Annotated in this window: 10 protein-coding genes; 6 read left to right on the forward strand and 4 right to left on the reverse strand. The window is 62.5% G+C overall.

All coding sequences use genetic code 11. From position 1 onward, the window contains the following. Positions 1 to 68 precede the first annotated feature (68 nt). The 3 genes from AB8B02_RS23435 to AB8B02_RS23445 are packed head-to-tail and all read left to right on the forward strand — an operon-like array spanning position 69 to position 5,366. Entirely contained in the window at positions 69 to 1,826 is a 1,758-nt protein-coding gene (locus AB8B02_RS23435) for a type I secretion system permease/ATPase (RefSeq protein WP_439065931.1), read from the forward strand. Next, the gene (locus AB8B02_RS23440; protein ID WP_439065314.1) at positions 1,823 to 3,130 is read left to right on the forward strand and encodes an HlyD family type I secretion periplasmic adaptor subunit; all 1,308 of its coding nucleotides are present in this window, start codon (positions 1,823 to 1,825) and stop codon (positions 3,128 to 3,130) included. Before AB8B02_RS23435 ends, AB8B02_RS23440 begins: the two co-directional genes overlap by 4 nt. Before the next feature lie 10 nt (positions 3,131 to 3,140). Next, complete coding sequence (locus tag AB8B02_RS23445; RefSeq protein WP_439065315.1) at positions 3,141 to 5,366, forward strand: CHASE2 domain-containing protein; 2,226 nt, start codon at positions 3,141 to 3,143, stop codon at positions 5,364 to 5,366. 83 nt (positions 5,367 to 5,449) lie between these two features. On the opposite strand, the gene AB8B02_RS23450 is transcribed toward AB8B02_RS23445, so the two are convergent. The 4 genes from AB8B02_RS23450 to ssuD are packed head-to-tail and all read right to left on the reverse strand — an operon-like array spanning position 5,450 to position 8,944. After that, positions 5,450 to 6,052 carry a flavin reductase family protein gene (locus AB8B02_RS23450; RefSeq protein WP_439065316.1) on the reverse strand — a complete coding sequence of 201 codons (603 nt, stop codon included), beginning with the start codon at positions 6,050 to 6,052 and terminating at the stop codon, positions 5,450 to 5,452. Positions 6,053 to 6,077: 25 nt separating this feature from the next. Further along, on the reverse strand, positions 6,078 to 6,929 hold the full coding sequence (locus tag AB8B02_RS23455) for an ATP-binding cassette domain-containing protein (protein ID WP_439065932.1): 852 nt from the start codon (positions 6,927 to 6,929) through the stop codon (positions 6,078 to 6,080). 32 nt (positions 6,930 to 6,961) lie between these two features. Further along, a complete protein-coding gene (locus tag AB8B02_RS23460) occupies positions 6,962 to 7,768 on the reverse strand; it encodes an ABC transporter permease subunit (protein WP_439065317.1) in 807 nt (268 codons plus the stop codon). A gap of 18 nt (positions 7,769 to 7,786) precedes the next feature. Continuing rightward, the gene (ssuD, locus tag AB8B02_RS23465; RefSeq protein WP_068730429.1) at positions 7,787 to 8,944 is read right to left on the reverse strand and encodes an FMNH2-dependent alkanesulfonate monooxygenase; all 1,158 of its coding nucleotides are present in this window, start codon (positions 8,942 to 8,944) and stop codon (positions 7,787 to 7,789) included. Positions 8,945 to 9,556: 612 nt separating this feature from the next. Here ssuD and AB8B02_RS23470 point away from each other — a divergent pair. The 3 genes from AB8B02_RS23470 to AB8B02_RS23480 all read left to right on the forward strand — a co-directional run bounded on the left by AB8B02_RS23470 (position 9,557) and on the right by AB8B02_RS23480 (position 12,948). After that, positions 9,557 to 11,278 (forward strand): putative bifunctional diguanylate cyclase/phosphodiesterase, encoded by a 1,722-nt coding sequence (locus AB8B02_RS23470; protein ID WP_439060562.1) that lies wholly within the window; start codon positions 9,557 to 9,559, stop codon positions 11,276 to 11,278. A gap of 94 nt (positions 11,279 to 11,372) precedes the next feature. Then, positions 11,373 to 11,777, forward strand: coding sequence for a YccF domain-containing protein (locus tag AB8B02_RS23475; RefSeq protein ID WP_093757646.1), 405 nt, complete (start codon positions 11,373 to 11,375; stop codon positions 11,775 to 11,777). A 115-nt stretch (positions 11,778 to 11,892) separates the two neighbouring features. Further along, a complete protein-coding gene (locus AB8B02_RS23480) occupies positions 11,893 to 12,948 on the forward strand; it encodes a polysaccharide deacetylase family protein (protein ID WP_309941977.1) in 1,056 nt (351 codons plus the stop codon). Positions 12,949 to 13,049 lie beyond the last annotated feature (101 nt).

Genomic DNA, 13,049 nt, shown 5'->3' on the forward strand with positions numbered 1-13,049 from the left:
GATCGGGGCTTGGGGTGGCGCTTGGTGCCTGACGAGCGACCGTCCGCATGATCCGCAAAGGTTTGACGATGCAGCGTGGCCTGTCACGAACCTCCAGCCTGCCGGCGCGGACCGAGCTCGGCGATGCCTTGCGGGCCTGCCGCGGCGCCTTTCTGGGCGTCGGGCTGATGAGTTGCATGATTAATATCCTGTATCTGACCGGCTCGTTCTTCATGCTCGAGGTCTATGACCGCGTGCTGCCGAGCCGCAGCGTGCCGACCCTCGTCGGTCTCATCATCCTGGCCGGCGGACTCTACGTGGCCCAAGGTATTCTCGACCTGCTGCGCGGTCGCATTCTGGTGCGGATCGGCAGTTCGCTCGACGAGGCGCTGAGCCCCCGCGTGTTCCAGACCGTCGTGAGGCTTCCGCTCATCGCCGGCGGGCACAACGAAGGCCTGCAGCCGCTGCGCGACCTCGACAACGTTCGCTCGTTCCTCTCCGGCATGGGACCGAGCGCGCTGTTCGACCTGCCCTGGCTGCCGCTCTATCTGGCGATCTGTTTTGCGTTTCATCCGATGATCGGCGTTACCGCGCTGGTCGGCGCAGTTCTGCTGGTGGGCCTGACGATCCTCACGGAAATCATGACCCGCGAACCAGCGCGCGAGGCCAACGGACTTGCCGCTCGTCGCAGCGGCATCGCTTCAGCTAGCCGGCGCAATGCCGAAGTCGTCGTCGCGATGGGCATGGCCGGACGTCTGACGCAACGCTGGCGCGAGGCCAACGAGACCTATCTGGCCGGCAACCAGCGCACCAGCGATGTGGCCGGCGGTCTCGGTGCCATCGCCAAGGTCATGCGCATGATCCTGCAATCGGCGGTGCTCGGCGTCGGTGCCTATCTCGTGATCAATCAGGAAGCCACCGCCGGCATCATCATCGCGGGCTCGATCCTCAGCGCCCGCGCGCTGGCGCCGGTCGATCTGGCGATCGCGCACTGGAAGGGTTTTGTCACCGCCCGGCAGAGCTGGCATCGGCTCAACGGGCTTCTATACGCGTTGCCGGATCAGGCGGCTGTTACTCAGCTGCAGAACCCGTCGCAGAAACTGACGATCGAAGGCGTCAGCATAGCACCGCCGGGTGAGCAGAAGATCACGGTCAGCGACATCACGTTTGCACTCGCGGCCGGCAACGGCCTCGGCATCATCGGACCGTCGGGCTCCGGCAAGTCATCGCTGCTGCGCGCACTGGTCGGCGTCTGGAAGCCGGTGCGCGGTCATGTCCGGCTCGACGCCGCGGCGCTCGACCAATGGGCGCCGGACGATCTCGGCCGCCATATCGGCTATTTGCCTCAGGATGTCGAACTGTTCGCAGGCTCCATTGCCGACAATATCTGCCGTTTCGATCCCGACGCGAAGGATGACGACATCATCACTGCGGCAAGGCAGGCCGGCGTCCATGACCTCATCGTCGGCATGCGCGAAGGCTATGATACGCAGGTCGGCGATCACGGCGGCGTTCTGTCCGCCGGTCAGGCGCAACGCATCGCGCTGGCGCGCGCACTGTATGGCGATCCGTTCCTGATCGTTCTGGACGAACCGAATTCCAATCTCGATACCGAAGGCGATGAAGCGCTGACCAAGGCCGTGCGTGCGGCCCGTACGCGCGGCGCCATCGTCATCGTGGTTGCACACCGGCCGATCGGCATCGAAGGCGTCGACATGCTGCTGGTGCTGAAGGACGGTCGCATGCAAGCCTTCGGACCGAAGGAGACCGTGCTGGGTCAGGTGCTGCAGCGCCCAGCACCACAGCCGATCAAGATCGTCGCCGACGGCGGAGTAGCCAAGCCATGAGTGCGCCGCTCACAGGATCGCGCCGCTCGATCCGAATCCACCTCATTATCGGCCTCGTCGTTGTGCTCGTGCTCGCGGGCGGTTTGGGCGGCTGGGCATCGACGGCGCAGATCTCCGGCGCCCTGATCGCGCCCGGCTCGGTAGTTGTCGATTCCAACGTCAAGAAAGTCCAGCACCCGACCGGCGGCGTCGTCGGCGAAGTGCGCGCCCGCGACGGCGACCTGGTAAAGGCCGGCGATGTCGTCGTGCGCCTGGACGATACCGTCACCAAAGCCGGCCTTGCCATCGTCACCAAGAACCTCAACGGATTGTGGGCCCGTGCGGCGCGGCTGGAAGCCGAGCAGCGCGGCGTCGATCGTATTACGTTTCCACCGCAGCTTATCGAACAGATCGCAGATGACGACGTGAAGAACGTCATCGCCAGCGAAACGAAGCTGTTCAATGTGCGTTCGACCGGCCGCGTTGGCCAGAAGCAGCAGCTCCGCGAGCGCATCGCGCAGCTCAACGAGGAGATCGCCGGCCTCACCGCGCAGGAGACTGCCAAGACGCGCGAAATCGCGCTCGTGGAAAAGGAATTGGTCGGCGTCCGCGGATTGTTCGATCAACAGCTGGTGCAGATCTCGCGCCTGACCGTGCTGGAACGCGACGCCGCGCGCCTCGCCGGCGAACGCGCACAGTTCATCGCCGCCCGCGCCCAGGCCAAGGGCAAAATCACCGAGATCGAGCTGCAGATTTTCCAGATCGACAAGGACCTGGTCAGCGAAGTCTCCAAGGATCTGCGCGAGACCAATGACAAGATCGGCGAATTCGTCGAACGCAAGGTCACTGCGGAGGACCAGCTGCGGCGCATCGACATCCGCGCACCGCAGGACGGCATGGTGCTGCAATCCAGCGTGCACACGATCGGCGGCGTCATCACCGCGGGCGACGCCATTATGCTGATCGTGCCGCAGACCGACAATCTGTCAGTGGAAGCCCGGGTCAATCCACAGGACATCGACAAGCTGCAGATCGGCCAGAAGACGCTGCTGCGACTCTCTGCCTTCAACCAGCGCACCACGCCTGAGCTCAACGGCGCCGTCAGCCGCGTCTCGCCGGATACGACGACGGATCAGCGCACCGGGCAAAGCTATTACACGATCCGGATTTCGATGCCGGCGTCGGAAGTCGCCAAGCTCGGCGATGTGCGCCTGATCCCCGGCATGCCCGTCGAAGCCTTCGTGCAGACCGGCGACCGCACCATGCTGTCCTATCTCGCCAAGCCGCTGAGCGATCAGTTGATGCGCGCCTTCCGCGAGAAATGACCCGCCAGCCATGAAGCGCATGCGGCGAGTGATACGGCTGGCGCGGCGGTTCGGTTGGGCACGTGCATTCTGTCTTGTCTTGCTGCTGGGCCTCGCGCTGCTACGCATCGCTGACCCGCCCGCCATCGAGGAATTGCGGCTGCGCGTCTTCGATACCTATCAAGTGATCCAGCCACGGGTGAAGACGGCGAAGCCCGTTACCATCGTGGATATCGACGAGAAGAGCCTCGCAAAATATGGCCAGTGGCCGTGGCCGCGCACGCGTATCGCCGAACTTGTCACCAGGTTGAACCAGCTCGGCGCCGTCGTGACCGGCTTCGACATCGTATTCCCCGAACCGGACCGGCTGAATCCTGCGCTGGCGGCGGAGAGTTTTACAGGGCTCGATGACGAAACGCGTATCCGGCTGAAAGCATTACCCAGCAACGATCAGGTGCTGGCCGACGCCATCCGGCGCGGGCGCGTGGTGCTTGGCGAGTCCGGCCTGCCCTATGTCGTTTCGGAACTCGACAAGTCTCTGCCCCTGACGGGATTGGCCATGCTCGGCGGCGATCCACAGCCATTCATGTTGGCGTTTCCCGGACTGATCCGGAATATCGACCTGCTGGAAAAGGCAGCCATGGGACGCGGCCTGTTCACCATCAGTCAGGAGCGCGACGGTCTCGTGCGCCGCGTGCCCGTGATGATGCAGGCGCAAGGCATAGTCATGCCGTCGCTGAGCTTCGAGATGCTGCGCGCCGTCACCGGCACCGACACGATCCTGATCAAATCCGACCGCGCCGGCATCAAGAGCATTGCGGTCAAGGGTCTGGAGATTCCCACCGACAGCGAAGGACGGATCTGGGTGCATTTCGCCAAGCGCGATCCCAGTATCTATGTGTCGGCGTCCGACGTGCTCGATGGCACGGTGCAACCCGGCATGATCGCACGGCATCTGGTGCTGATCGGCACCTCGGCGGTCGGCTTGCTCGACACCAAAACGACACCGCTCGACGCAGTGATTCCCGGCGTCGAGGTTCATGCGCAGGTGCTGGAGAGTGCGCTCACGAAGACCGTGCTGTCGCAACCCGCCTATACGCGTGGCGCCGAACTGTGCATTGCGATCATTCTCGGCATTATCGTGATCTGTCTGGCCCCGATGTTCGGGCCGGTTACTCTGGTCATCATGGGCGCAGTATTCGCAGGACTGCTCGCCGGCACGTCTTGGTATTTCTACACGCAGCACCGTCTGCTGATCGACTTCACCTATCCGCTGCTTTCGACCACGCTGATCTATCTCACGCTCATCTTCAGCAATTTCGTGCGCGAGCAGGCGCAGCGCCGCCGCATCCGTTCGGCCTTCAGCCAGTATCTGTCGCCAGCCCTGGTCGCGCAGCTCGCGCAATCGCCGGAGAAGCTGGTGCTCGGCGGCGAGGAGCGCGAGATGACCATCATGTTCTCCGATGTGCGCGGCTTCACCACGATCTCGGAATCCTACAAGCACGATCCGCACGGCCTGACCACGCTGATGAACCGCTTCCTGACGCCGCTGACCAATGCGATCCTCGATCGCAAGGGCACCATCGACAAATATATGGGCGACGCTGTCATGGCGTTCTGGAACGCGCCGCTCGATGACGACCAGCACCAGATCAATGCCTGCCACGCCGCGCTCGACATGCTGGATCGCATCGATGCCCTGAACAAGCTGCGCGAAGACGAGGCCACGCAAGGCGGCCACGTCTATATCCCGATCAACGTCGGCATCGGCCTCAATACCGGCATCTGCGTCGTCGGCAATATGGGATCGGACTTGCGCTTCGACTATTCGGTGCTCGGCGACAGCGTCAATCTGGCTTCGCGCCTCGAAGGCCAGTCCAAGGAATACGGCTTCCCAATCATCGTCGGCTCGAAGACCGCGCTCGCCGTCAAAGACAAGTTCGCCATTCTTGAACTCGACTTCATCATGGTGAAGGGCAAGAAAGAACCGGAAGTGATCTACGCCATCGCCGGACGTGAGGACGTAACGCATTCGGAGCGCTTCCAGACGCTGCGCAACCTGACCATCGAAATGCTCGCCTGCTATCGTAGTCGCGACTGGGACGGCGCATTGTACGCCGTCGAGCGCGGCCGCAATTCCGATGTCGCGAATGCGCTCGAGAAGCTCTACGATCTCTATGAGAAGCGCATCCGCGCCTATCGGGAGACCCCGCCACCAGCGGACTGGAACGGCTCGTTTGCATTGCTGACGAAGTAATCCCACGTAGGGCACAATAGCAAAGCGTATTGCGCCAGCGGGCGGTGGGTTACGCTGCGCTAACCGACCCTACAATCTACGGATCAGATCTCGCGCAGTGCCCGCATGCTGGGCACGCTGACTTCGGCGAGCTTCAGATTGTCTTCGTTCTGGTCGATCGCCACATATTGCCCGTCCCAATAGGTCAGCGCGGTGTGCGGGACCGAGGTGATGACATCGCGGACGCGGCCGATGACGATGGCGTGGGAGTGGCGCTCGATGACTTCCTCGACGTCGCAGTCGATTGCGGCAAGGCTGCCGGCCAGCAGCGGCACGCCGGTTGCCCGGGTAACCCATTGCGCGCTAACGAAACGTTCTGCGCCCTTCAATCCGCCCTTGCCCGAAAATCGCTCGGCCACATCGAGCTGATCAGCCGACAAAATGTTGACACCGAAGGTGCCGTAGCGCTGCAGCAGCGGCCATGACGACGACTCCCTGTTGACGCTGACGATCAGTGTGGGTGGATCGACCGACAGCGACGAGACCGACGTCACCGTCATGCCGGTGATGTCCTTGCCACGCCCGACGGTGATCACGCTGACGCCGCCGGCCAGCACTCGCATGGCGCCACGGAATTCTTGCGAAGAGACCCCGCGATCAGAGGAAATCTCGCGATCGACGGTGATGTTACGAACGACGGAATTCATGGCAGCCTCGCAGGTCACAATAGTCTCACAAGCCAGTGGCGTCGGCTCCCGGGCCGAGCAGATTGCGCAGGATCGAACCTTCCAGCGCCGCAAGATCTGCCGAGCCGCGCTGCCGCGGCCGGGCGATATCGACATTGATATCGTGCGCGATGCGGCCGTCTTCAATCACAAGCACGCGATCTGCCAGCGCCACGGCCTCGGACACGTCATGCGTCACGAGAATCGAGGTGAAGGTCTGATCATGCCACACGCGACCGAGCAACTGCTGCATCGAAATACGCGTCAGCGCATCGAGTGCGCCGAGCGGCTCGTCGAGCGCCAGCACACGCGGATGGCTGACCAGTGCCCGCGCCAACGCGACACGCTGCTTCTGGCCGCCAGACAACACGGACGGCCATTGATCGCGCTTCTCGGCGAGGCCGACTTCCGTCAATGCACTTTCAGCGCGTGCCTTGGCATCGGCCGATGTCCGGTCGGTCCCCAGGCCCACTTCCACATTCGAGAGCACACTGGCCCATGGCAGCAGGCGCGGTTCCTGGAACATCACGCGGATGTCCTCCGGGCGGGTTTCCTCACCAAAGCTGATCGTACCGGCAGTCGGCTCGTCGAGGCCTGCGATCAAGCGGAGCAGCGTGCTCTTGCCGCAGCCGCTCTGGCCGACAATGGCGACGAACTGGCCGGCAGGAATATGCAGATCGACGCCGCGCAGCACTTCATTGCTGCCGAAGGATTTGCGGAGACCACGAATGGTCAGCGACAGTCCACGGGACTTCTGCTCGGACGGACGCCGCGCCTGCGTGGCGCGGGCCTGTTCGAAATCGACGGGCGCATCGATGACCTGAGCATCGGCATGGCTGAGGCGAAGAGACTGTTGCACGGTCATTTCAAATTCTCGCTTCCGAATTTCGCTCAATGTTTCTGAAAAGCCGGGTGCCAGGACAATGTCAGTCGTTCCAGCGCGCGCGAGGCGCTGTCGGCGACCTTACCTAGCAGCGCATAGATCAGGATGCTGAGCACCACGACGTCGATCTGCATAAATTCACGCGCCTGCATCGCCATGTAGCCAAGGCCCGACGAGGCCGCGATGGTTTCGGCCACGATCAGCGTCAGCCACATGATGCCGAGCGCAAAGCGCACGCCGACGAAGATCGATGGCAGCGCGCCCGGAAAGATCACGCGGCGGAACAGTTCGCTGTTGCGCATGCCGTAGATGCGGCCCATCTCGATCAGCTGCGGATCGACCGTGCGAATGCCGTGCAGCGTGTTGAGATAGATCGGGAAGAATACGCCAAGCGCAACCAGGAACAGCTTGGCCGACTCATCGATGCCGAACCACAGGATGACCAGCGGGATCAGCGCCAGATGGGGCACGTTGCGCACCATCTGCAGCGTCGTGTCGGTGAGCTTGCTGCTGAGCTGGGACAGACCGTTGGCCAGACCGAAGGCAAAGCCGATGCTGCCGCCGATTAGGAAACCGACGGACGCACGCCAGAACGACACCCAGATATTCTGAGCGAGTTCGCCCGAGAGCAACAGCTTCCAGCCAGCCAAGGCAACATCGGTCGGTGCCGGCATCACCCGCGCCGGCACGTAGCCGGTCACGCACGCGGCCTGCCACATGAGCAGGATGACCAGTGGCACGATCCATTGGGTCAGGCCATCGATGCGTGGCAGGCGAAAGCTGCGAACGCGGGGAAGGATTTCAACAATGCTCATGATGGGTGCCTGTCGGAATTACGAGGCGCTCTGCGCGCGATGCTCATTGGCAACGATTTCACCGACCGGGCCGGTGCGCGTGCGTAGCGATGTGACGTTGTCGTGCTGTTGCAGCGACAGCAGCGGAAAGACGAGCTCGGCGAAGCGATAGGCCTCCTCGAGATGCGGATAGCCGGACATGATGAATGTATCGACGCCGACGTCCTGATATTCCTTGATGCGCGCCGCCACCGTCTGCGCATCGCCAACCAGCGCCGTACCGGCTCCACCACGTACGAGGCCAACACCGGCCCAGAGGTTCGGGCTGATTTCGAGCTTGTCGCGGCGACCGCCATGCAGCTGCATCATGCGCTGCTGACCGACGGAGTCCTGCCGCGCCAATGTCTTCTGCGCGTTGGCAATGACGTCGTCGGTGACATATTGAATGAGTTCGTCGGCGGCCTTCCAGGCCGCCTCGTTGGTCTCGCGCACGACCACATGAAGACGGATGCCGAAAGACAGCTTGCGGCCGCGCTTTTCGGCAGCAGCCTTGACGCGCGCAACCTTCTCGGCGACCAGCGCGGGCGGTTCGCCCCAGGTGAGATACTTGTCGACAGTGTCCACCGCGACATCGATGCCGGCATCCGACGAGCCGCCGAAATACAGCGGTGGGCGCGGCGACTGCACCGGCGGGAAGATCAGGCGACCGTCTTCAATCTGGATATGCTTGCCCTGGACATTGACGGTCTTGCCGGCCAGCAGGTCGTTATAGACGTTGAGGAATTCGCGTGTGACGGCATAGCGCTCGTCATGCGGCAGGAAAATGCCGTCGCCCTTGTTCTCGACCGGATCGCCGCCGGTCACGACATTGATCAGGAGGCGACCGTTGGTGACGCGGTCCAGCGTTGCGGTCATGCGCGCGGCGACGCTCGGCGATTGCAGGCCCGGCCGGACGGCCACGAGATAGCGAAGCTGTTCGGTCCACGGGGCCACAGCGGATGCGACCACCCATGAATCCTCGCAGCTGCGCCCCGTAGGCAGCAGCACGCCGAAATAGCCCAGCTGATCGGCGGCCTGCGCGATCTGACGGAGATATTTGAAGTCGATGTCGCGCGCACCATGGGTCGATGCCAAATAGCGTCCATCGCCGTGGGTCGGCAGGAACCATAGAACATTGGCTTTGGATGGATTGCTCATCGGTGACGTCTCTCTCGCATCGGGCGACCATTGCGGCACCGCGAGAGGATGGTGTCATGACATAAGTCTGTCGAGTGGCCTGGGAAAATAGCGACGCGCGCACTGTGACTTACATCAATGACGAGGCGTTCCTTTCAAACTTCCGGGCATATGCAGCGCATTTTTCTCCACCAATCCTGCATCCCGCAGCGATCACAACCGCGTGGGTCGGAATGCAAGAGCCCGACCGGCGATCAGCGCGACTGAGTGGAGAATTTCATGCTGAGATCGCGGCGCGTGCCACTCAGATTGTTTTTCTCAAAGGCTCGTCATGAGAATGATCGTGCACGCCCTTATTGAGCAATCTGGCGCTTTCGCCGCCGTCATTGACGCTTTGTTAATGACGTCAGCACCGCTACCGGTCCAAATCGTGCGGCATTTACACAACTACCCGCGTTTTGCGAACCGATTTAACCAAATCGACAAGGCGTTTTGCGAGGCTCGGCCACCATGCAGAACGCATCCGCCCCAGGCTCGTCGGCCTCTCCAATAGACAGCGACCGCCCGACCGCAACCTCTTCGACCGAGGCTGCTACCGGATTCGTGGATAGCGATGCCGCACGCGAATTGGAGATGCTGCGCGAGATCGTACGCATGCTGCCGGCCTCCGTCACTGTGCAAGACGATCAGGGCGACTTTCTGCTGGTAAATGACGCCGCGGCAATCCAGTTCAATGCATCGGCAGACCAGTTCAACAGACCCGATCCGCAGTCGGATTTTCTGGTGCAGGCACTGACGCATCGACGCAAGACTGCACTCGACCTGCTGCAGTCCGGCCGCTCCGCGGTGTTCGAGGAACGCGTCAATTCCGAACGCGACCGGCGCGTGTTCCTGACCACGCATCGCCCGGTGCGTATCGGTGACCGCAGCGTGATACTGTCCAGCGCCACCGATGTGAGCCGGCAGAAGGAGATGGAAGAAGAGCTGTTTCGCCGCGCCTATTACGACGAGCTGACCGATCTGCCGACGCGGCGCGTGATCGAGAAACATGTCGGCGACATCATTGGCCATTCCGGCGAGACATCACATTTCGCGCTGGCCTTCCTCGACATCGACAATTTCAAGCACATCAACGACTATTACGGTCACAGCGTCGGTGATGCGCTGCTGGTGCAGTTCGCCAAGCGACTGGCGCTCGACCTGCGCGGCACCGACATGCTGTCGCGGATTTCCGGTGACGAATTCCTGCTGCTGCTGAACCCGATCCAGAGCCAGCAGGAGGTCGCCGAATATCTGGAGCTGCTGGTGCAGCGGCTGCGCGCTCCGTTTTTCATCGACGGCTCCGAAGTATTCGCCTCTGCATCGATCGGTGTCAGCCTCTATCCCGAACACGGCCGCAACTATGACGCGCTGCATCAGAACGCCGATATCGCGATGTATCGCGTGAAGAATGAGACCAAGGGCGCTGCGGTGTTCTTCGACTCCAGCATGGAGAGCGAGGCGCTGACCCGCATGGCCACCGAACAGTCATTGCGGCTGGCGATTCTCGACAAGCGGTTCTGCTGCGCGTTTCAGCCGAAGGTCGATATCCGCAGCCAGGAGATCAAGGGTATCGAGGCCCTGGTGCGCTTGCGTAACGACGATGGCGTGATCCAGGCGCCCAGCACCTTCATCAATCTGGCGGTCGAACTCGGCCTGATTGATGAGCTCACCCATCTGGTGCTCGCCGAGATCATGAAGTCGATCGACCTGATCGACGAGACCTTCGGCGCCACCGCCAGTATCAGCATCAACGTCGCCGCCAAACAGGCTGGCAATCCGGAATTCATGCGCACCTTTGCCAGGGCGATCGAGGAGACCGGCTGCCCGACGCGCTTCATGGTCGAAGTGACCGAAGACGCATTCGTCGCCAAGACGCATTTCCAGGACGACATCCTGCCGATGTTCCGCGCGCTTGGCGTCGGTATCTCCATCGACGATTTCGGCGTCGGCTATTCGTCGTTGTCGGCGCTGGCGGATATCACCGCCGACGAAATCAAGATCGACCGATCCTTCATTACGGACATCCACAAGCGCCCGCGCAGCCAAGGCATTCTCCGCGCCATCGAGTCGCTCAGCGAGGCGCTGGGCATGACCGTGATCGCCGAAGGCGTCGAGACCTTCGAAGAACTGGCCTATCTTCAGGCCGCGACCAAGATCCGCTATGCGCAGGGCTATTATTTCTCCAAGCCGATTTTTCTGGAAGAACTGCAGCCACAGGCACGCACCAGTAGCGACCTGCGCGGTGCATCATCGGCTCGTCCGGCAGCAGATGCCCGCCCCGCCTATTCCCGCTCCGGCGGCCGGGGTTATTGAGGCACCGCCCTCTCCCCGTCATTGTCATCCCGTAACCACATCCCATCTGTTAAGGGACTGAAAACCGCGCGCTACGCATCACCAGAGAGCCCCCATGCCCGTCGTCCCGCTGTTTCTGAATATCCTCTGGATCGTGTTCGGCGGATTGGGAATGGCAGTCGGCTGGCTAATCGCGGCCGTTGTGATGGCCATCACCATCATCGGCCTGCCCTGGGCCCGCGCCGCCTTCAATATCGCCGCCTATACGCTGCTGCCGTTCGGCCAGCGCGCCGTTGACCGCGAGGCCGTCACCGGCCGCGGCGACATTGGCACCGGCGTTTTCGGCCTCCTCGGCAACATCATCTGGCTGGTGCTGGCAGGCTGGTGGCTGGCGATCGGCCATCTCCTGGCGGCGCTGGCCCTGGCGATTACCATCGTCGGCATCCCCTTTGCCTGGGCACATCTGAAGCTCGCCGGCATCGCACTCTGGCCGATCGGCAAGGTCATCGTACCGGCCTAACGCGCATTGCGTTGAACGAATTCAAATTTTCTCGTTGAGACTGCGCCGCGCATACGCGTGATTAACTATTTCGCTCAATGGTGAAACGAGGTGGGCCTCGGGCGCCGGAGTGATTATGCGTAAACTTCCTTTTTTGATCGTTGCAGGTTCTTTCACGGCGGTTGTCGCCGCGGGCGCTGGCGCCTGGCATTTCTTCGGGCCCGCCGGCGCTCAGACCAGTGCGAAAGCCGATAAAGGCGAGCTCACCACCGCCTCGATCGACACGCGCGTGCCGAAGTCGAATTCGACCGCACCGGCCGAGCCGGCGCCGCGCGTGCAGGCTGTCGCAGCCGCACCGGCTGCCATGCCCGTGGCTCCCGCGGTGGAAAAGCGCCCGGCCATCGCCAAGCCCGTCTGCAACAATCCGAACGCGCTCGGCGTGTCACGCACCGTGCAGATCGACACCACCGGCGGCCCCGGCCTCGGCATGTCGCAATATCGCGACTATGACTTCCTGCAGCCCGGCGAAGTCGTGCTGACCTTCGACGACGGCCCGTGGCCGGTGACCACGCCTGCCGTGCTGGCTGCGCTCAGCGCGCAATGCGTGCAGGCCGTGTTCTTCCCGATCGGCAAACATGCCACCTGGCATCCCGCAGTGTTGAAGCAGGTGATCGCGGCCGGCCATTCGGTTGGCACCCATACCTGGTCGCACCAGAATCTGGCCAGCAAGACCCCACAGGAAGCCAAGGACGAGATCGAGCGCGGCATCAGCGCCATCACCCTGATGGCCGGGCAGCCGCTGTCGCCCTTCTTCCGTTTCCCGCAATTGCGCCAGAATGCGGAGCTCAAGGCCTATCTCGCCGAGCGCAACATCGCCGCCTTCTCCATCGACATCGATTCCGAGGACTTCCGCATCCACAATGCCGGCAAGCTGGTTGCCTCGGTGATGGAAAAGCTGAAGAAGAAGGGCAAAGGCATCATCCTGATGCATGACCTGCACAAGTGGTCCGCCGCCGCGGTGCCGGACTTGCTCGCTCAGCTCAAGGCCGGCGGCTACAAGGTCGTGCATATCCGCGCCAAGGACACGCTGCCGACGATCGCAAGCTACGACGCCGCCATCGCCGCCGAGCTGCAGCCGGTGAAAACCAGCAATGCGCGCCCGATTTCCAACGTGATCCAGACGGTCGACTAGCACCTGATCCACTCGGGTTGAACCCAATCGAGGCCGGGGCGGCACCGCTGCCCCGGCCTTTTTGTGTTTCGTGGCGAGGCCCGCGGCGAAACAAAACGATC

This window comes from Tardiphaga sp. 862_B3_N4_1 (assembly GCF_051811085.1).
GTDB lineage: Bacteria > Pseudomonadota > Alphaproteobacteria > Rhizobiales > Xanthobacteraceae > Tardiphaga > Tardiphaga robiniae.

Excerpts from the sequence above, each read along its gene's own strand:
- AB8B02_RS23435 (WP_439065931.1), top strand. The coding sequence starts at position 69 with ATGCAGCGTGGCCTGTCACGAACCTCCAGCCTGCCGGCGCGGACCGAG.
- AB8B02_RS23440 (WP_439065314.1), top strand. The coding sequence starts at position 1,823 with ATGAGTGCGCCGCTCACAGGATCGCGCCGCTCGATCCGAATCCACCTC.
- AB8B02_RS23445 (WP_439065315.1), top strand. The coding sequence starts at position 3,141 with ATGAAGCGCATGCGGCGAGTGATACGGCTGGCGCGGCGGTTCGGTTGG.
- AB8B02_RS23450 (WP_439065316.1), bottom strand. The coding sequence starts at position 6,052 with ATGAATTCCGTCGTTCGTAACATCACCGTCGATCGCGAGATTTCCTCT.
- AB8B02_RS23460 (WP_439065317.1), bottom strand. The coding sequence starts at position 7,768 with ATGAGCATTGTTGAAATCCTTCCCCGCGTTCGCAGCTTTCGCCTGCCA.
- ssuD (WP_068730429.1), bottom strand. The coding sequence starts at position 8,944 with ATGAGCAATCCATCCAAAGCCAATGTTCTATGGTTCCTGCCGACCCAC.
- AB8B02_RS23470 (WP_439060562.1), top strand. The coding sequence starts at position 9,557 with ATGCTGCGCGAGATCGTACGCATGCTGCCGGCCTCCGTCACTGTGCAA.
- AB8B02_RS23475 (WP_093757646.1), top strand. The coding sequence starts at position 11,373 with ATGCCCGTCGTCCCGCTGTTTCTGAATATCCTCTGGATCGTGTTCGGC.
- AB8B02_RS23480 (WP_309941977.1), top strand. The coding sequence starts at position 11,893 with ATGCGTAAACTTCCTTTTTTGATCGTTGCAGGTTCTTTCACGGCGGTT.